This is a genomic window from Fodinicurvata sediminis DSM 21159 (genome assembly GCF_000420625.1).
Classification (GTDB): Bacteria; Pseudomonadota; Alphaproteobacteria; order Kiloniellales; family DSM-21159; genus Fodinicurvata; species Fodinicurvata sediminis.
This window is the reverse complement of sequence record NZ_ATVH01000011.1, coordinates 676,980-694,142: the sequence shown is the minus strand read 5'-3', so window position 1 is coordinate 694,142 and position 17,163 is coordinate 676,980. Positions and strand designations below refer to the sequence as shown.

Below are 17,163 nucleotides of genomic sequence, written 5' to 3'. Positions count from 1 at the left end.
CTAAATAGTTCGCGGAGAGACATGGTTCCCCCATGAGCGCGATGCTACTGTTTGCGCTGGGATATCGCGGACCTACGAAATGTCTCTGCACAGCACTGTTCCCGGATCAGAACCACTTCACGTGAGCCTCGTTGCCATTCCAGAAGCCGTGGTTTCGACGCTGAGCGGTATCTTCGACGTGATGAATGCCTTTGCGATGATGCCACAGTCCAACAGCATGGCAATTCAGTCGCCACCGTTCCGGGTCGAGATCGTCGGTGTTCAGGCCGGGCCGTTGGGGCTCGCCAGTCACGTTCCCGTCACGGTGCAGCGCGATATTACGTCGATCGAGTCAACGGACATCATCATTGTGCCTTCGGTTTTGCTGGGAGCGGAGGGGTGGCAGAAGGGCCGCTATCCGGAACTGGTGCAGTGGCTCCTAGCGATGCACAGCCGTGGTGCGCTGCTCTGCTCGGCTTGCTCGGGCTTGTTCCTGCTTGCTGAAACAGGCGTCTTCGATGGGATGGAGGCTACGGTGCATTTCGGCTATGCCACTGCCTTCACGTCTGTCTATCCTCAGGTGCCGATCCACTCGGAGCGGGTACTGGTGATTTCAGGAAAGCGCGAGGAATTGATCACGTCGGGCGCTTCCATGACCTGGCACGACCTGGTGCTCTATCTGATAGGTCGCCATGTCGGTGCGACCGCTGCCCAGGCGGTTGCGCGTTTCTTTGCCCTGCAATGGCATCAAGACGGGCTCGCCCCCTACATCATCTTCGAGGGGCGTAGCGATCATGGCGATCTTGCCGTCCAGACGGCTCAGGAGTGGATCGCCGGGCATTTCTCTGTGGCAAATCCCCTGGAAGAAATGATACGCCTCGCAGGTCTCGGTGAACGTACTTTCAAGCGCCGCTTTACGCTTGCAACGGGTCTCAGTCCGATTGCCTACGTCCAGCGCCTGAGAATAGAGGATGCCAAGCGGCGCCTCGAACGTACCGAAGCCCCGGTCGATGAGATCAGCTGGCAGGTCGGGTACGTGGAACCCGCCTTCTTCAGGCGTCTCTTCAAGCGCGTTACCGGGCTTTCCCCTGGCGTCTATCGCCGACGCTTCCAGATTCCAGTTTATGCACGCACACAGCAGAAGGGCTAAGGTGAAAAGCCAGATCCTTTAACAGGAAAATGCTCTCAAGATCTGGAACTAAGGTCATTGCGGTGCTAGCACTTCAAGGGTTTATCGAGTGACTGGCAAAAAACTGCGTCAAGCAAGTCCTTATAGTGTGAGCGATAAAGCGAATGATCGATCTGAGAAGCGACACTTGCAGCCGCCCGACCCGCGAGATGCGCACAGCCATGGCCGAGGCCGAAGTGGGGGACGACGTCTATGGCGGTGATCCCACCGTCAAGGCGCTGGAGGCCAGGACCGCCGAGCTTCTGGGCAAGGAGGATGCGGTCTACATGCCCACCGGCACCATGACCAACCAGGTGGCGGTGCGCACACACACCGAGCCGGGAGACGTGGTGCTGCTGGATCAGGCCGCACATATCTACCTGTTGGAGGGTGGAGGCTCCTCCGCCTTCTCCGGGGTGCTGCCCAGATTGCTGCCCGGCGTGCGCGGAATCTTCACTGCGAAGGATGTCGAGCCCTTCCTGGCCCCGGCTCATCGTTTCTTTCCCGCGACAGTCAGCGGGCCGCTGCGCCTGATCTGTTTGGAGAACACGCACAACATCGGCGGTGGGTCGATCTGGCCGCTGGTGGAAATCCGGAACGTGGCCGAACTGGCGAAGTCCCACGGCGTCACGCTGCATCTCGACGGGGCGCGGCTCTGGCACGCCACGGCGGCCACCGGCATTGCGGAGGCCGACTATGCCGCCTCTTTCGACACGGTCAGCGTTTGCTTCTCAAAAGGACTGGGCGCCCCGGTCGGTTCCTGCCTTGTCGGATCGAGGGACCTGATCGCCCGCGCGCGGCGCTTCAAGCAGCAGTTCGGTGGCGGATTCCGGCAGGCCGGCATCATCGCCGCCGGGGCCCTGCATGCCCTGGAGCACCACCGTCCGCGCCTGCAGGAGACGCATGACAACGCGCGGCGCTTTGCCGAGGGGTTGGCCGCCCTGCCGCAGATCGAGATCGATCCCGCGAATGTCGAAACGAACATCGTGCGCTTCCGGCTGGTGGACATCGAGGCCGGAGATTTCGTGGAGGAGGCCTACCGCAGGGGCGTGCATATGCTGCCCTCCGGCGGCGATGCTGTCCGCGTCGTCTTCTATCTCGATATCCAGGCGCCGCAGGTCGACGAGGCACTCTCGATCATCGAGGAGAGTCTGCACGCGCTCTCGTAACTTCCTATTCCGCGATCCTCTTCCAGCCCGCGGTCAACAGGCCGGCGCCGATCAGCATGCTGCCGCCGGTGCGATTGAGGAGGCGCCGGGTGCCCGGGCGGCTGATCCTTTCGCGGGCAGCTGCGGCCAGGAAGGCGAAAGCGGCGGCATTGATCGCGGCCAGGACCAGGAAAGTCACCTCCAGGATCGCCATCTGTCCCAATACCGGCCGTCCGGAGACGAGGAACTGGGGCAGGAAGGCGATGAAGAAGACGATGCTTTTCGGATTGAGCGCCGTGACGGCGTAGGTGTTCAGGAATACGGCACGGTTCTCGCGTTTTGGAGAGGGGCTGTGGTCCGTCTCCATACCTTCCCGGGCAACAGGCGTGCGCCAGAGCCGGATGCCCAGGTAGACGAGATAGGCGGCTCCGATCCACTTCAGGACCATGAAGGCTTCGGCCGAGGTGGCCAGGAGGGCCCCCAAGCCCAGCAACGATGCGGTCATGGCCGTGAAGTCCCCCAGCACGACGCCGGCGACACTGGCGCCGGCGGCATGACGCCCACGGCTGAGGGCATGTGAGATGACAAGCAGTATCGTCGGTCCCGGGATCATGAGCAGGATGCTCGAGGCGATTACAAACGCAAACCAGTGTTCCAGGGTCATTCCAGGGCTCCTACTTCGGATGGTCTGTAGCAATCCACAGGGTCTGGCTCTTGGCAAGAGCCTCCTTGCAAAAAGTGCGCTTGGGTGTTGGTCGCGCTCGAGATGTAAAGCTGGAGCCCCAACGTTTTCCTGCTAGGATCGCACGAGAGCCGCTTCACATGGCAATGGCGGGTTGGAGGTCTACCGCATGAAAGCCGGTCGTGGACTTGTCTTCCTGTTCCTTGTCCTGTTCTGTCCAATGACAGCCGGCGCCTTCGATGATTGCGCGGCCGGGGATTACCTTGCCGATGCCGATCCGCGTGCGGCCGGCGCGGGCCTGTCTTGCGACGAGATCTCGCGCTTCACCATCGATACCCCGAGAGGGACGCGCGAGGTACGTATTGTCTCCAGTTATGATTTCCCGGCGGCTGACCTGCGGGTGATGCGACGTGACGTCCGGCGCAGCGTCGAGCGTTCCGCGGCAGCCCTGTCCGGACTGGGCCGGCTGGCGCCCGACGACTTGACCATCTGGCTTTCCCATCTGTTACCGATGGAAGCGGAGGATGGAGAGAGTTACGCACACGATTCACATGGTGTGGCTATCGAGGTTTCCGACGGCTGCCTGGTCGCGGTCTATCCGGGCGTGACCGGAGCGCGCGGAATGACCTTCACGATGGCTCATGAATTCTTCCACTGTGTGCAGAAAGCGGAAATGCCGGTGAAGGCGAACCTTTCGGCCAGCGAGTGGTGGGTCGAGGGCACGGCCGAATGGTTCGCCAATCTTGTGGTTCCGGGAACCGCTCACAGCCAGGGGTTTGTCGCGGGCTTCGACGCCCTCTCGGATCATGTGCCGCTGACTGCACTGGGAACCGACAGCGTGGTGTTCTTCTTCTGGCTGTCCGAGACTTTCGGTGCGGGGGCCGTGGCCGAACTGATGGCAGCCATGCCCACCGAGGACGGACAGGCCGCCCAGCAGGATACGCTCGCGCATTTCCTGGCGCCGGACGACTGGCAACATTTCGCCCAGGCCTATCTGGATCAGGACCTGCGCCAGCCTGGAGGAGGGGGCGTGGCCTCCACACCCTTTCCCGGCGATATCCATGTCTGGAATCGCAGCCGCGAACACAGCATCACCTTCGATCGCTTCGTGCTGGCGCGCGCGCAGCTGGAGTTCGAATGCGGTCACTGGACTCTGTGGCGCGTGACGGAAAAGGGCACATGGAAGGTCAGGGAGGTCACCTCGCGAGACTGGGATGAACTGCCCGAGGAGATCACGGTGGAGGAGGGGAGCACGAAAAGGTTCCGCTTAGGTGGTTATGGCATCGAGGAGGGGGAGGGGTTCCATCTCGTGCTGGATGGGCGCAAGGATCCCTGTCGCGGATGTCTTCTGACGGCAAGGGAAGAGACGGCTGATCGTTGTCTGATCGGCGGCTGGGAGCTGGTCTCGGGCGGCTATGGCAAGGCGATCGAGCGCGAGCTACGCGACTCGGGTATCTTCGAGGACCTGCACTACCCTGATCTCCAGCGTTACCTGATCCTGCAGGCCGATGGCAGTTACGAGCAGAGCCCCACGCCCAGCGAAGGCACGAGCTCCGTTCTCAGCGAGGACGGCGATCTGTGGCAGGGCCTGACCTTGCTGGCGATGGGGGCCGCGGGCCGTTGGTCCGTCGAGGGAGAGGAGCTTCGGCTCTGCGAGGCCGAGTCCAAGGTGGAACTGAACCTTGATATCATCGAACCGGACGGCGACGTCTCGCGCATCCGGGATAGCCGTGACAAGGGCGGGGATGCCCTGTTGCGCACACGCAGTTATACCTGCGAAGGCAACAGTCTTTACATGGAGGAAAACCTTCCAGGGGCACCTGCGGTGACCTGGGAGTACCGGCGCCTGGAGTGATCCGTCTTGTCCCCGCGCCAGCTTTGCTTTATTGCCGCCCCATGTTCGGTCTTTTCTCGTTTTTCGGACGCTCCAGGGAATACCGTCGGCTGGACGATGCCCTGAACCGTGCCGGATTGGTGGCTGGCGGCGTCCCGGACGCCGTCAAGCTGACGATCCTGAGACTGCTGAAGGAGGAAGGTTCCCAGGACGAGGAGAACTGCGCGCGTGCCGCGAATGTGTTGGCCTACTGTCTTCTGGGGTCCTCGGACTATGCTGAGCATCACGGGCCAAGAGCTCTGGCCGAACTGGATCAGGTTTGCCAGGCGGCTCCGGATGATCCCGACTCCCTGGAGGCTCGGGTCATCATTTTGTCCCTTCATAGCGGTCTGGCTCATGAGCAGGTGCAGTCACGCTTCAGCTTCGAAACCCAAAGCGGAGAGCCACAGTAAACCTGAAAGAGAGAGGATTTAGCTGCCACGCTTTTTTCGGCAGGTGATCTTCTGCACCCTTGTATTTAATATTATATGATATAATTAAATATATATTGTTATAAGGAGAGCGTCATGACACTGGATGAAAGCAAGATCGCCGCCGGAAAGGTATGCCCCGTGGTCAAGGCCTTCTTCGACACACGGACATCGAGCGTTCAATACGTCGTTAATGATCCCGAAACCCGTAAGGGAGTCATTATTGATCCGGTCCTGGACTTCGAGGAGAAGGCTGGCAGCACCTCCACGGAAAATGCCGATGCCATACTCGATTATGTGCGCGAGAGCGGTATAGAGCTTGAGTGGATCCTGGATACCCACCCACATGCCGATCACTTCTCTGCGGCCGGTTACCTGAAGCAGAAGACGGGAGCTCCGATTGCCATTGGTGAGAAGGTGGTCGCAGTCCAGAAGCTCTGGAAGAAAATCTACAACCTCAGGGATGTTCCTGCCGATGGTTCTCAATGGGATAGATTGTTCACGGATGGCGAAAGCTTTTCCATAGGCAACCTGAAGGCCAGGGTCATGCTCTGTCCCGGTCATACACCGGCTTCCATCACTTATGTGATTGGAGATACGGCCTTCGTGCACGATACGCTTTTCATGCCCGATGGCGGTTCCGCACGTGCCGATTTTCCCGGTGGTGATGCCAGGGAGCTTTGGGAATCCATTCAGAAGATCCTTTCCCTTCCGGATGAAACCCGGCTGTTCACGGGCCATGACTATCAGCCAGATGGGCGTGAACCGCGATGGGAAAGCACTGTTGCGGAGCAGAAGCGCGAGAACAAGCATGTGGCCGGGAAGACGGCCGAGGATTATGTCCAGCTCCGCGAGGAACGGGACCGCACGCTGACCATGCCCAAACTGATCCTTCAATCCCTGCAGGTGAACATCAGGGGTGGGCGCCTGCCGGAACCCGAGGACAACGATGTGCGTTATCTCAGGATTCCACTGGACCAATTCACGGATATGCCATGGGAAAGCTGATGCGCAAAGACTTGGACAAAGTGCAGCTTGAGGCACGTGCAGAAGAAGTCAGCCAGTTGCTGAAAAGCCTGGCCAATACGAATCGCCTGATGATTGTCTGCACACTGGTGGAAGGCGAGCGCTCCGTCGCTGAACTGGAGAGCGAACTTGGCATTCACCAGCCCACGCTGTCCCAGCAATTGACGACGCTTCGCGAAGCCGGACTTGTTCAAACGCGGCGGGAATCCCGGCACGTTCATTATCGTCTGACCGAAGACAGGGCCGCGCAGGTGATCGAGGCGCTCTACCGTATTTTCTGTAACGATCAAACGGCATCGGTGACCTGAAGCAGGAACCCCTGTGCCTAACAGAAAGCTAAACACATGCATCCCTACCTTGTTTCTTTGTCCGGAGGCCTTCTGATTGGCCTGTCGGCATCGCTGCTGCTTATCCTGAATGGCCGTGTTGCCGGTGTCAGCGGGATTGTGGGGCGTCTGCTCTCGCCACAACCGGGTCTGGCCATGAACGTCGTTTTCGTGGTGGGCCTGATTCTGGGCCCAATGGGTTATCTCTACTTGTTCGAAGAATGGCCACAGGTGCGTCTGGAAAATCCTCTGCCACTTCTGCTGCTGGCTGGCTTGCTAGTCGGTTTTGGGGCCCGCATGGGGTCCGGCTGTACCAGCGGTCATGGTGTTGTTGGTCTGGCGCGCCTGTCCCGGCGGTCCATTGCCGCTGTGGCAACCTTTATGGTGACCGCCGTGCTGACTGTTCTGTTCCTGCGTATGGGAGGGTTGCTGTGATGCATATCCTTCGCCTTTTGGCAGGACTGGCAGCGGGAACGCTGTTCGGTTTCGGTCTGGCTCTCTCAGGAATGATGGACCCCGAGCGCGTACGCGGGTTCCTGGATATTGCGGGTGAATGGGATCCCAGCCTGGCATTTGTCCTGGGCGGCGCTGTTTTCGTATCTGCTCTTGGCGTTCTGCTTTCACGCAGGCTGCCTGAGCCATTGCTGGACGACAGTTATCATCTTCCCGGCAGGGGGCAGGTCGACAGGCGGTTGCTCATTGGCGCCGGCATCTTCGGGATCGGTTGGGGGATGGGCGGTCTATGCCCCGGCCCGGCTATAGCCAATCTTGGAGCTGGCTACACGGACATAGTTCTCTTTGTCGTTGCCATGCTGCTCGGCATGTTTGTCCATGATCGTTTCTTTCAGTCTCGGCAAGCGCGCGGACTAGGTGGACGTGCGGGCGCACGATGATTCTGGAAGCATTGCCATCCGTTGGTTCTGGCCTGCTGGTCGGGTTGACGCTTGGATTGATTGGCGGGGGCGGTTCCATCCTGGCGACACCTTTGCTCCTTTATCTCGTGGGGGTAAGTCCGCCTCATGTGGCGATTGGCACCAGTGCTCTGGCTGTTTCGGTCAACGCCTTCATCAACTTCGGTTATCATCTGCGCAGTGGGAATGTCAGTTGGCCCTGCGCGCTCGTGTTTGGTGCTATCGGCACCCTGGGAGCCATTGGAGGCTCCAGCCTGGGTAAGGCAACGGACGGAGAAAGCCTGATGGCCCTGTTTGCGGGGCTGATGCTGGTGATAGCCGTCCTGATGCTGAAGCCTGGAAAGCCTTCAATCATGAAGGGGCCTTTCGTTACACTTAGGAACTGTATCCTTGCGGGCTTCCTTGCGCTTCTTGCGGGGCTTGCTTCCGGTTTCTTCGGCATTGGCGGCGGTTTTCTCATTGTGCCTGCCCTGATCCTGGCCACGCGCATGCCGATCATAGAAGCGATTGGATCATCTCTGTTGGCAGTTGGAGCCTTTGGTTTGGCAACGGCGATCAACTATTCCCTGTCGGGTCTGATTGATTGGCGCGTAGCCGCTGAATTCCTTGCCGGGGGCATCCTTGGTGGACTTATCGGAACTCTGCTGGCCAATCATCTTTCAAGCTACAAGAATGTCCTGAACAGGCTGTTCGCCGGGATCATCATTATTGTTGCCTGCTATATGCTCTATCGCAACGCAGGGGCGCTGCTGGCCTGATATCATTCCTGATTCAGACTGCTTCCAGTTTCTTGCGGAAATAAGTAAGAAGATCCTGGAGTCGCCCCTTTCGGGCCAGCATCTTCTGGCTATCGAACAACATGTATTCAGGCTGGTTGCCCGTGGTCTGCATGCGCTTGGCAATTGTGTAGAGCGGACGATCGAAGCTATGACGGAAGATCGAGAAAAGCGCGATTCCCGGACGATGGTCTATGGCGTAGTCCCGCCACGCGCCATCGGATACCTGGTGACTGTACAGCGACAACAAGGCATCCAGCTCTGACCTGTTGAAATAGAGCGGCGTGGCGCGTTGCTTGCGGTCGATCCGAATGTCTTCGAGCCGCACCACCTTTGCCATGAACCGCCTGCCTTCTCTTGCCAATGATCAGCGTGTGAAGTGTCTCGTATTTACCGGCGGGCGTCCACAGGTGATGCCTGTGGCCCCTTTGGCCGCCGTGCTTGTATGGACTTATAATTCATGCGCAATTTTCCTTATCAAGCCGGGGCAGGCAAGCTATGTTGCAGCCCGGTTGCCGGCAGGGTGTGAACCGGCAGAGATCAGGGCAGGACCATGCGGTTGGCTAAAGTGTGGTCCTGTTACAATGAATATTGAAGCCGAGGGGCTGTCGTGAGCGATATTTTCCGCGAAGTTGATGAAGAGGTCCGTCGCGACCAATGGATGACGTTTTTCAAGAAGTACGGCGTCTATATAGGCTTGGCCGTTGCCGTGGTCGTTTTAGCCGTGGCTGGCACAGAGGGCTGGAAGTACTGGCAGCAGCAGCAAAGAGCCGAATCTTCCCAGCGCTATTTCGTCGCCAGCCAGGGGGTCGAGGCTGAGGAGGATCCCACGGCTGCGATCGAGGCCTTCGAAAAGATCGCAACTGGAGGCGAGGGCGCCTACAGTATCCTTGCCGCCTTCCAGCAGGCAGGCTTGCAGGCGGACAGTGGAAATCCCGAGCAGGCGGCCGCAACCCTGGAAGAGGTTGCCGGAAGCTCGGCACCACAGCTTTGGCGTGATGCCGCCTTGGTCCAGGCTGCACAATACAGGCTTGATCTGGGCGACTATCAGCGCGCGGAAGACATGCTGACCGAGCAGGTTCAGGGGGATGGGGCCTATCGTCCCCTGGCACTGGAAGTCACGGCTTTGGCTGCCATCGAGCGTGGTGATGAAGAACAGGCACGTGAAGACCTTCAAGCCATTGTCGACGATTCCGGAGCCCCGGGGCCGCTTCGCCAGCGTGCCACTCAAATGCTAGCCACGATTGCGGAGTAACTCCAAGTGATGTCCAACAAACTGCTGACGACTCTTGCCCTTGCGGGCGTTCTTCTGCTTGGCGGCTGTGGAACTTTCGACGGCTGGTTCGGCGAACCTGAAGCGCCGCCACTTCCCGGCAAGCGAATTTCCGTTCTGGACAGTGATCGCACACTGGAAGCTGATGCTGAGGCACAGGACAGCCGGATTACGATCCCGAGCGCCGTACGTAATAGCGATTGGGCGCAAAGCGGAGGGAATGCCCAGAACGACTTGCAGAACCTGGCCTTGAGCGCATCGCTGAATAGGGCCTGGAGCAGCAGTATCGGAAGCGGCAACAGCGAGAGCAATCGCCTGTTGTCACAGCCTATTGTCGTCGGTGATACAGTCTATACCATGGATTCGCGTAGCCGGGTCACGGCACTTGGTGCTGGAAATGGAGGCCAGAAATGGCGTGTCGACCTCTCCGGAGATCGGGACAGCGATGGACGGTTCGGTGGCGGCTTGGCCTATCAGGGCGGGACACTTTTCGCCACCACGGGATTCGGCGAAGTTTTCGCGCTGGATCCTTCGAATGGCCAGATCAAGTGGGAGAATACGACACTCCTGCCCGTGAGGGCTGCGCCCACCGTCGCCAACGGCCATGTTTACGTGATCTCACTGGACAATCGGCTTTATGCTTTTGATGCCGACAGTGGAGAACGTATCTGGGATTTTGCTGGCATCGAGGAGGAAACCGCCTTCATCGGTGCTGCGGCACCCGTGGCGAATGACAGTTCTGTCGTGGCGGCCTTTTCGTCCGGGGAAATTGTCTCGGTGATGTCCCGCAATGGCCGTGCCCTCTGGGATGACAGTTTGTCCGGTTTCCGCCGGTCGGATCGCAGCCGTGACCTTTCTCATATTCGCGGCATGCCCGTACTGGATCGCGGATTGCTGACGGCGATCAGCAATGCGGGACGCATGGTGGCGATTGACCAGCGTCGCGGTTTGCGTGTTTGGGAAGCCTCGGTCGGCGGCATCGAGATGCCCTGGTCAGCGGGAAACATGGTCTATGCCCTGTCCAACAACAACGAATTGGTTGCCTTGTTGCGCGAGGAGGGGACCATTCGCTGGGTGGCACAACTTCCGCGTTTCGAAGATCCGGATGACCGGGAAGATCCCATTATCTGGTATGGGCCGGTTATGGGCGCCGGCAATCTGGTGATTGCCGGCAGCAACGGAGAACTGCGCCTTTACGATGGACGCAGCGGAGAACTGACAAACCTCATCAACTTGCCAGCAGGCGCGGCTCTTAGTCCGGTGATTGCTGGCGAGACACTATATGTCGTAACCGACAACGGGCAACTTGTGGCCCTGCGCTGAATCAGGAAGATGGCTTTTACCCTTGCTATTATCGGCCGGCCAAATGTCGGCAAGTCGACCCTGTTCAATCGACTGGCAGGCCGCAGGGTTGCGCTGGTGGACGATCGTCCCGGAGTGACCCGCGACCGACGCGAGGGTGAAGGCCATCTGTTCGATCTTGACTTCAAGGTGATCGATACGGCCGGGCTTGAAGATGTGGACGATGACAGCCTGGAAGCCCGTATGCGGCGGCAGACTGAACAGGCAGTACATGACGCAGATGCGGTCTTGATGCTGATCGATGCCCGTTCCGGTGTGACGCCGCTGGACCAGCACTTTGCCGACTGGCTGCGCCGCGAGGAAACGCCAGTCCTGTTGGCCGCCAACAAGTCTGAAGGTGCGGCCGGAGAAGCAGGACGCCTGGAGGCTTACAGCTTGGGGTTGGGCGAACCCATTGCCCTGTCGGCTGAGCATGGCCTGGGACTGGATGAACTCTACGAGTTCCTGGCCCCGTTCTTCAAAACCGAAGAGGCGTCCGAAGCAGAGGGTGATGTCGAGGATCTCGGGGAAGATCGCGGGCCCTTGCAACTGGCTGTCGTTGGGCGTCCCAATGTGGGCAAGTCGACCTTGATCAACAGGTTGTTGGGTGAAGAACGCCTTTTGACCGGTCCCGAGGCCGGGATCACGCGGGATGCCATTTCGGTGGATTGGGATTTCAAGGGGCGGCCCATACGGCTGGTCGATACGGCGGGATTGCGCCGGCGCTCGCGTGTGGATGACAAGGTCGAACGGCTGTCTGTCGCCGAAACCAAGCGCTCCATCGATTATGCCCAGGTGGTGATCCTTGTCCTGGATGCGGGACTTGGTCTGGAAAAGCAGGACCTGACGATTGCACGGCAGGTGGTGGATGAGGGACGCGCACTGATCATCGCCGTGAACAAGTGGGATGCCTGTACGGATCGGCAGGGCACGATGCGAGCCATACGTGACCGGCTGGAACGCTCCTTTCCTCAAACCCGGGGCATACCGCTGGTCACGATCTCGGCACAGGAAGGACGCGGTCTCCCGCGCTTGCTCGACGCCGTCATGGCGGCCTATGAAATATGGAACAAGCGTCTTTCGACCGGGTTGCTCAATCGCTGGCTGGAAGATGTCACGGCCGCGCATCCACCGCCTGCGCCGGGTGGCCGCAGGATTCGCATGAAGTACATTACACAGGCGCGCACCCGACCGCCGACCTTTGCGATATCCTGTTCAAATCCCTCAGACTTACCGGACTCCTATCTGCGCTATCTGGAGAATGCCCTGCGCGAGGATTTCGACATGCCGGGTACACCCATCCGAATCCACCTGAAGAAATCGAAGAATCCCTATGCATCGTGAATCCTGCGCATCGTGAATCCTGCGCATCCTGAATCCTGTGCGTCCTGGCAGGTGTCCTCAATTACGGGGGATGTCGATGATCTGACCGGTTTTATCGTAGTCGGGAGAGAGGGGCGGCAGGAAGGCTGGTGCTATCTGTTCAGGCGTGCGCAGCTTTTCCGGATCCTCGCCTGGAAAAGCCTGGGCGCGCATGGCTGTCCGAATTGGGCCGGGGGAGAGAAGATTGGCCTTGATTCCGAATTTCCCTACCTCTTCGGCATAGCTTTTCACCAGTGCATTCAGGGCTGCCTTGGTGGCGGCATAGACGGACCAATAGGCGTTTGCCTTGTCGGCCTGGCCCGAGGTCACGAAGAGCGCACGGCCGGCATCGGACAGGCGCAACAACGGGTCCAGGCTTCGCAACAAGCGATAGTTGGCGTGCACATTGACGGTGAAAGCTTCTTCCCAGGTTTTCGGGGGAATATGGGCAATCGGTGACAGCACGCCCAGGCTTCCCGCATTGCCAACCAATGCGTCCAGCTTGCCATATCGCTCGTAAAGTGCCGAACCGATCCCATCTATTCGATCCAGTTCGCTCAGGTCCAGTGGGACCAATGTGGGCTTCAACCCACCTGCCTTGCAGATTTCGTCGTCAACCTCTTCAAGAGCGCCGACGGTGCGTGCCACCAGTATGGTCTGGGCCCCCTCGGCAGCCAGAAGCTTTGCAGCGGAACGCCCGATACCACGCGTAGCTCCGGTTACGAGGGCCACGCGTCCGGCCATGCTGCCACCCTCAATGGCCTTGTTGGCGGAAGGAGCTGCTGTGTTGTCCGCCATGATAAGGCTTTCCTTTCATTCGTCTTAGGCTGCGCATGATGCTGCGCCCGGCATATTCCAGCAGGGCAGCGAAAGCAACGCCGATCAGGAGTCCGATACCGGCGTAGGCTAGCCCCTCCAGATTCAGAGGTAGGGCAGGCTGGAAATGGGACGCAACTGAACTTGCGATCTTTGGATCAAGATGTTGAAGCAGTATGAAGGGGCGGCTTACAGGATCACTGTTGGACAAGGCGCCATAGGCTTCCTGAAGGCGCTGGTAGGCCTGCAGGGTGATGCGCGAATCTTCAACCAGGATGCGGGTGTATGCCCCCGATTCCTGTTCAGCGCGCTGCAGGAACTGTTCCGGCGTCTGTCCCCTTGCTTCGGCTTCTCTCAGCAGCTGTGCGATATCCTGGCGAGCCTGATCCAGGCGTCCGGCAAGCTGTTGCCGGTATTGGGCCTGAAAGGCAGGAGCCTGCCCTGCAGCCGCTGCCCCCAGGGTTGCCAGCAGGGCGTTGATCAGGCGCCCGAGCATGACTGGCGGCTGCGCGTGCGGCTGTCAGCCCTTCTGCAGCTCCGTAAGCAATGACAGTTGGGGCGCATCGCTCGACTCCCGGTCCGTCAAGGGTGTGGGGTAATCGCCGGTAAAACAGGCATCGCAGAACTGGGGAATCTGCACGTTTCGCTTCGCTTCTCCCATGGCACGGTAAAGACCGTCCATGGAGATGAAAGCCAGGCTGTCGACGTCCAGGTGTGCGGCCATTTCCTCCACAGTCATCTTGTGGGCCATAAGTTGTTCACGCTCTGGCGTATCAACGCCATAGAAGCAGGAGTGCGCGATGGGCGGTGCGGCAATACGCATATGCACTTCGGTCGCGCCGGCTGCACGAACCATCTGCACGATCTTGCGCGAAGTGGTACCTCGAACGATGGAATCATCCACAAGGATGACCCGCTTGTCCTTCAGTTTGGCGCTGTTTGCATTGTGTTTCAGACGAACGCCAAGGTTGCGGATCTCCTGTCCCGGTTCGATGAAGGTACGTCCCACATAGTGGTTGCGGATGATACCGAACTCGAAGGGCAGGCCGCTTTCCTCGGAAAAGCCCAGTGCGGCCGGAACGCCGGAATCGGGAACCGGCACCACAAGATCGGCCGGTATGGGGCTTTCCCGTGCCAGTTCGTGGCCGATGTACTTGCGTGCGTCATAGACCGATTTGCCTTCCAGAACCGAGTCCGGACGGGCGAAGTAGATATACTCGAAGACACAGAAGCGTTGGGCCTGCTTGGGAAAAATGCGCAGCGAGCGTGGTTCGCCCCCGTCCAGGATCACCATTTCGCCTGGTTCGATTTCACGCACCAGTTCAGCGCCAATGATATCGAAGGCACAGGTTTCACTGGCCAGCAAATAGGAGTCTCCAATTCGGCCCATCACCAGGGGACGTACACCCAGCGGATCACGTACGCCGATAACGCCGTCTGCGGTCAAGGCCACCAGTGAATAAGCCCCCTCGACCTCGATCAGGGCCTCGGCCATGCGTTCAATGATGCTCTCGCCCTTAGCCGTGGCGATCAGGTGGATGATGACTTCGGTGTCAGACGTCGACTGGAACAGCGAGCCACGCCGCACCAGTTCACGTCGCAGGCTGTTGGCATTGGTCAGATTGCCGTTGTGCGCCAGGGCAAAGCCGCCGAATTCCAGATCCGCGAACAGCGGCTGGACGTTGCGCATGATCGTGCCGCCGGAGGTGGCATAACGGTTGTGCCCTACGGCCGCATGCCCCTTCAGTCGGGACATGACATGCTCGCTGCCGAAGATGTCGCCGACCAGTCCTATGTCCCTGTGGGCATTGAATTGGCTTCCGTCGAAGGAAACCATACCTGATGCCTCCTGGCCGCGATGCTGCATGGCGTGAAGCCCCAAGGCCGTATGGGCTGCAGCATCGTCGGAGGGGCCATGGATGCCGAAGACGGCGCACTCTTCGTTCAGACGGTCATCGTCGAAGGGATGCCTGCTCATCGTGGTGTCTTCCATCTCTATTGCTGCTGCTCCATCAGCCGATTCAATTCGCGACGTGTATCATCGGTATATCCACCTGACTCTTCTTCTGTGGAGCCATTGTCACCGGTTCCCGGCTGTAACGGGGGAACCGGATTGACGGTTTTGCTCTTCCCTGTGTCTTCACCGGGCAACATCAGTTCCTTGGGGACAATTTCCCGGATCAGGTCGGCCCCATCTTCCAGCATCGGCAACGCCCGGGCATTCTGTACCCATTGCGGGCGATCGGCCGGCGGCATCAGCCAGGCAAAGACCAGCCAGAGCAGACAAACGATAAGGGCGCCGCGCGCAATGCCGAACAAAAGCCCGAGGGAACGATCCAGAAAACCTATGCTGCTCTCCCGGACACGCTTACCGATTGTGCGTGAAATGATCGAGAAGAAGAACAGCGCCACAAGGAACAGTGCCAGTCCGGCTGCAATGTCCGCCAGTATTTCGATCGCGATGATATCACGTGCGACCTCCTGTGCGGGTAGAAAGAAATGAAGGGTAACCAAAGCGGCGCCGACCCAGGCTATAAGGCCCAGGAATTCATGGACGAGCCCCCGGCTGAAGGCCAGTAGCCCCGAGAGGAGGACCACGATCAGTATTGCGAGATCGACGGCATTGATCGGCAGGTTGTCCATGAGCCTTCTCTAGTCTTTTCCCGAACCGGCGGCGATGTGAGCGACAAGGTCCTGAAGGTGCGCAACTTCCTGGAGCTCTATACCGGGCGGCGGTGTCAGCTTGCGCCCTCGACGTGGAGGCAGCAGTGCGCGTGTGAAGCCCAGCTTTCCAGCCTCCTTCAATCTGACCTCGGTCTGGCTCACTGCCCGGATTTCTCCAGACAGGCCGATTTCCCCAAACACCACGAACTCCTCGGGCACAGCCGTGTCGCTGGCTGCGGATACCAGTGCAGCGGCCACGGCTAGGTCTGCAGCCGGTTCATTGATCCGCAACCCGCCTGCAACATTCAGATATACGTCCTTACCCGCCATCACAAGGCCACAGCGTGCTTCCAGGACGGCCAGAACCATGGCCAGGCGTCCGCTGTCCCATCCGACGACCGTTCTGCGGGGCGTTCCAAGGGGGGAGGGACTGACCAGAGCCTGGATTTCCACCAGCACCGGACGTGTCCCTTCTAGGCCTGCAAAGACCGATGCCCCGGATATGTTTCCCCTGCGTTCTGCCAGAAACAGTTCCGATGGGTTGGCGACTTCACTCAAGCCCTCGTCCACCATCTCGAAGACACCGATCTCGTCGGTGGCGCCATAGCGGTTCTTGACGGAGCGAAGGACACGGAACTGATGACCGCGTTCGCCCTCGAAGGTCAGGACGCAATCGACCATGTGTTCCAGGACCTTGGGACCGGCAATCATGCCGTCCTTGGTCACATGACCGACCAGCAGAAGGCAGAATCCGCGTTTCTTGGCCAGACGAATCAATTCCTGGGACGAGGCGCGAACCTGCCCGACTGTACCGGGGGCGGATTCCATGTTGTCCACGTGCATGGTCTGGATGGAATCGATGACAACAATGCGTGGCGGGTCTGGCCGATCCAAAGTGGCGACCAGGTCGCGCACCGAAGTTTCAGCGGCCAGCTGTACCCGGGAGTCCGTCAGTCCCAGTCGTGAAGCCCGCAACCTGATCTGGTCCACCGCTTCCTCACCCGATACATAGGCACAGACTTGAGCATTGTCTTCGCCTGCCAGAGCCGCTGTCACCTGAAGCAACAATGTCGATTTCCCGATACCGGGATCACCACCGACCAGGACGGCGGATCCTGGGACGAGGCCACCGCCACAGACACGGTCGAACTCACCGATGCCGGAAATGAAACGGGGCGGCGTGGCGCCCGTTCCCTTCAAGGCAACGAATTCAACCTCACGTCCTTTTGCATTCCCCTTGGATTTAAGACCCCCGGGGGTGGCTTGCTGGACCATCTCTTCTGCCAGGGTGTTCCACTCACCACAGCTATCGCAGCGGCCGCTCCATTTGGGATGGAAGCTTCCGCAGGATTGGCAGACATACTGGGTTTGGCGCTTTGCCATGATC

The 17,163-nt window shown here is 59.4% G+C and carries 19 protein-coding genes; 12 read left to right on the top strand and 7 right to left on the bottom strand.

From position 1 onward, the window contains the following. Positions 1–121: 121 nt before the first annotated feature. Positions 122–1,129, top strand: coding sequence for a GlxA family transcriptional regulator (locus G502_RS0104685; protein WP_211217793.1), 1,008 nt, complete (start codon positions 122–124; stop codon positions 1,127–1,129). A 143-nt stretch (positions 1,130–1,272) separates the two neighbouring features. Continuing rightward, positions 1,273–2,316 (top strand): threonine aldolase family protein, encoded by a 1,044-nt coding sequence (locus G502_RS0104680; RefSeq protein WP_022727504.1) that lies wholly within the window; start codon positions 1,273–1,275, stop codon positions 2,314–2,316. Between the two features lie 4 nt (positions 2,317–2,320). Here the strand turns inward: G502_RS0104680 and G502_RS0104675 are convergent, their stop codons facing one another. Continuing rightward, entirely contained in the window at positions 2,321–2,959 is a 639-nt protein-coding gene (locus tag G502_RS0104675) for a LysE family translocator (RefSeq protein WP_022727503.1), read from the bottom strand. A gap of 187 nt (positions 2,960–3,146) precedes the next feature. Here G502_RS0104675 and G502_RS0104670 point away from each other — a divergent pair, with 187 nt between their 5' ends. The 7 genes from G502_RS0104670 to G502_RS0104640 all read left to right on the top strand — a co-directional run bounded on the left by G502_RS0104670 (position 3,147) and on the right by G502_RS0104640 (position 8,302). After that, entirely contained in the window at positions 3,147–4,832 is a 1,686-nt protein-coding gene (locus G502_RS0104670; RefSeq protein ID WP_026989072.1) for a hypothetical protein, read from the top strand. Next, complete coding sequence (locus G502_RS0104665) at positions 4,829–5,263, top strand: hypothetical protein (RefSeq protein WP_155957788.1); 435 nt, start codon at positions 4,829–4,831, stop codon at positions 5,261–5,263. The genes G502_RS0104670 and G502_RS0104665 overlap by 4 nt, the downstream gene beginning before the upstream one ends. A gap of 114 nt (positions 5,264–5,377) precedes the next feature. Then, complete coding sequence (locus G502_RS0104660; protein WP_022727500.1) at positions 5,378–6,289, top strand: MBL fold metallo-hydrolase; 912 nt, start codon at positions 5,378–5,380, stop codon at positions 6,287–6,289. Continuing rightward, positions 6,289–6,615 (top strand): metalloregulator ArsR/SmtB family transcription factor, encoded by a 327-nt coding sequence (locus G502_RS0104655; protein WP_026989071.1) that lies wholly within the window; start codon positions 6,289–6,291, stop codon positions 6,613–6,615. The genes G502_RS0104660 and G502_RS0104655 overlap by 1 nt, the downstream gene beginning before the upstream one ends. Before the next feature lie 36 nt (positions 6,616–6,651). After that, positions 6,652–7,068 carry a YeeE/YedE family protein gene (locus G502_RS0104650; protein WP_022727498.1) on the top strand — a complete coding sequence of 139 codons (417 nt, stop codon included), beginning with the start codon at positions 6,652–6,654 and terminating at the stop codon, positions 7,066–7,068. Next, positions 7,068–7,526 (top strand): YeeE/YedE family protein, encoded by a 459-nt coding sequence (locus G502_RS0104645; RefSeq protein ID WP_022727497.1) that lies wholly within the window; start codon positions 7,068–7,070, stop codon positions 7,524–7,526. Before G502_RS0104650 ends, G502_RS0104645 begins: the two co-directional genes overlap by 1 nt. Continuing rightward, entirely contained in the window at positions 7,523–8,302 is a 780-nt protein-coding gene (locus tag G502_RS0104640; protein ID WP_022727496.1) for a sulfite exporter TauE/SafE family protein, read from the top strand. Before G502_RS0104645 ends, G502_RS0104640 begins: the two co-directional genes overlap by 4 nt. Before the next feature lie 13 nt (positions 8,303–8,315). Here the strand turns inward: G502_RS0104640 and G502_RS0104635 are convergent, their stop codons facing one another. Continuing rightward, positions 8,316–8,660 (bottom strand): DUF2794 domain-containing protein, encoded by a 345-nt coding sequence (locus G502_RS0104635; RefSeq protein ID WP_022727495.1) that lies wholly within the window; start codon positions 8,658–8,660, stop codon positions 8,316–8,318. Between the two features lie 270 nt (positions 8,661–8,930). Here G502_RS0104635 and G502_RS0104630 point away from each other — a divergent pair, with 270 nt between their 5' ends. Genes G502_RS0104630 through der form a run of 3 tightly spaced genes read left to right on the top strand, consistent with a single transcriptional unit; the run spans position 8,931 to position 12,278 of the window. Further along, on the top strand, positions 8,931–9,575 hold the full coding sequence (locus G502_RS0104630) for a tetratricopeptide repeat protein (RefSeq protein WP_022727494.1): 645 nt from the start codon (positions 8,931–8,933) through the stop codon (positions 9,573–9,575). A 9-nt stretch (positions 9,576–9,584) separates the two neighbouring features. Then, the gene (locus tag G502_RS0104625) at positions 9,585–10,916 is read left to right on the top strand and encodes a PQQ-binding-like beta-propeller repeat protein (RefSeq protein WP_022727493.1); all 1,332 of its coding nucleotides are present in this window, start codon (positions 9,585–9,587) and stop codon (positions 10,914–10,916) included. Between the two features lie 9 nt (positions 10,917–10,925). Then, complete coding sequence (gene der, locus G502_RS0104620) at positions 10,926–12,278, top strand: ribosome biogenesis GTPase Der (RefSeq protein ID WP_022727492.1); 1,353 nt, start codon at positions 10,926–10,928, stop codon at positions 12,276–12,278. Positions 12,279–12,335: 57 nt separating this feature from the next. Here the strand turns inward: der and G502_RS0104615 are convergent, their stop codons facing one another. The 5 genes from G502_RS0104615 to radA are packed head-to-tail and all read right to left on the bottom strand — an operon-like array spanning position 12,336 to position 17,159. Next, positions 12,336–13,094: an SDR family NAD(P)-dependent oxidoreductase gene (locus G502_RS0104615; protein ID WP_022727491.1), complete on the bottom strand. Its 759-nt coding sequence runs from the start codon at positions 13,092–13,094 to the stop codon at positions 12,336–12,338. Then, a complete protein-coding gene (locus G502_RS0104610; RefSeq protein WP_022727490.1) occupies positions 13,051–13,608 on the bottom strand; it encodes a DUF2937 family protein in 558 nt (185 codons plus the stop codon). Before G502_RS0104610 ends, G502_RS0104615 begins: the two co-directional genes overlap by 44 nt. A 24-nt stretch (positions 13,609–13,632) precedes the next feature. Continuing rightward, a complete protein-coding gene (gene purF, locus G502_RS0104605) occupies positions 13,633–15,090 on the bottom strand; it encodes an amidophosphoribosyltransferase (RefSeq protein WP_022727489.1) in 1,458 nt (485 codons plus the stop codon). A 17-nt stretch (positions 15,091–15,107) separates the two neighbouring features. Next, positions 15,108–15,755, bottom strand: a complete 648-nt coding sequence (locus G502_RS18660) for a CvpA family protein (protein WP_022727488.1) — start codon at positions 15,753–15,755, stop codon at positions 15,108–15,110. Between the two features lie 9 nt (positions 15,756–15,764). Next, entirely contained in the window at positions 15,765–17,159 is a 1,395-nt protein-coding gene (radA, locus tag G502_RS0104595) for a DNA repair protein RadA (RefSeq protein WP_022727487.1), read from the bottom strand. Positions 17,160–17,163: the final 4 nt, after the last annotated feature.

What these genes read in the sequence shown, in the direction of transcription:
- G502_RS0104680 (WP_022727504.1), top strand. Translation starts at nt 1,273, where the DNA reads ATGATCGATCTGAGAAGCGACACTTGCAGCCGCCCGACCCGCGAGATG.
- G502_RS0104675 (WP_022727503.1), bottom strand. Translation starts at nt 2,959, where the DNA reads ATGACCCTGGAACACTGGTTTGCGTTTGTAATCGCCTCGAGCATCCTG.
- G502_RS0104670 (WP_026989072.1), top strand. Translation starts at nt 3,147, where the DNA reads ATGAAAGCCGGTCGTGGACTTGTCTTCCTGTTCCTTGTCCTGTTCTGT.
- G502_RS0104660 (WP_022727500.1), top strand. Translation starts at nt 5,378, where the DNA reads ATGACACTGGATGAAAGCAAGATCGCCGCCGGAAAGGTATGCCCCGTG.
- G502_RS0104655 (WP_026989071.1), top strand. Translation starts at nt 6,289, where the DNA reads ATGCGCAAAGACTTGGACAAAGTGCAGCTTGAGGCACGTGCAGAAGAA.
- G502_RS0104650 (WP_022727498.1), top strand. Translation starts at nt 6,652, where the DNA reads ATGCATCCCTACCTTGTTTCTTTGTCCGGAGGCCTTCTGATTGGCCTG.
- G502_RS0104645 (WP_022727497.1), top strand. Translation starts at nt 7,068, where the DNA reads ATGCATATCCTTCGCCTTTTGGCAGGACTGGCAGCGGGAACGCTGTTC.
- G502_RS0104640 (WP_022727496.1), top strand. Translation starts at nt 7,523, where the DNA reads ATGATTCTGGAAGCATTGCCATCCGTTGGTTCTGGCCTGCTGGTCGGG.
- G502_RS0104635 (WP_022727495.1), bottom strand. Translation starts at nt 8,660, where the DNA reads ATGGCAAAGGTGGTGCGGCTCGAAGACATTCGGATCGACCGCAAGCAA.
- G502_RS0104625 (WP_022727493.1), top strand. Translation starts at nt 9,585, where the DNA reads ATGTCCAACAAACTGCTGACGACTCTTGCCCTTGCGGGCGTTCTTCTG.
- der (WP_022727492.1), top strand. Translation starts at nt 10,926, where the DNA reads ATGGCTTTTACCCTTGCTATTATCGGCCGGCCAAATGTCGGCAAGTCG.
- G502_RS0104615 (WP_022727491.1), bottom strand. Translation starts at nt 13,094, where the DNA reads ATGGCGGACAACACAGCAGCTCCTTCCGCCAACAAGGCCATTGAGGGT.
- G502_RS0104610 (WP_022727490.1), bottom strand. Translation starts at nt 13,608, where the DNA reads ATGCTCGGGCGCCTGATCAACGCCCTGCTGGCAACCCTGGGGGCAGCG.
- purF (WP_022727489.1), bottom strand. Translation starts at nt 15,090, where the DNA reads ATGAGCAGGCATCCCTTCGACGATGACCGTCTGAACGAAGAGTGCGCC.
- G502_RS18660 (WP_022727488.1), bottom strand. Translation starts at nt 15,755, where the DNA reads ATGGACAACCTGCCGATCAATGCCGTCGATCTCGCAATACTGATCGTG.
- radA (WP_022727487.1), bottom strand. Translation starts at nt 17,159, where the DNA reads ATGGCAAAGCGCCAAACCCAGTATGTCTGCCAATCCTGCGGAAGCTTC.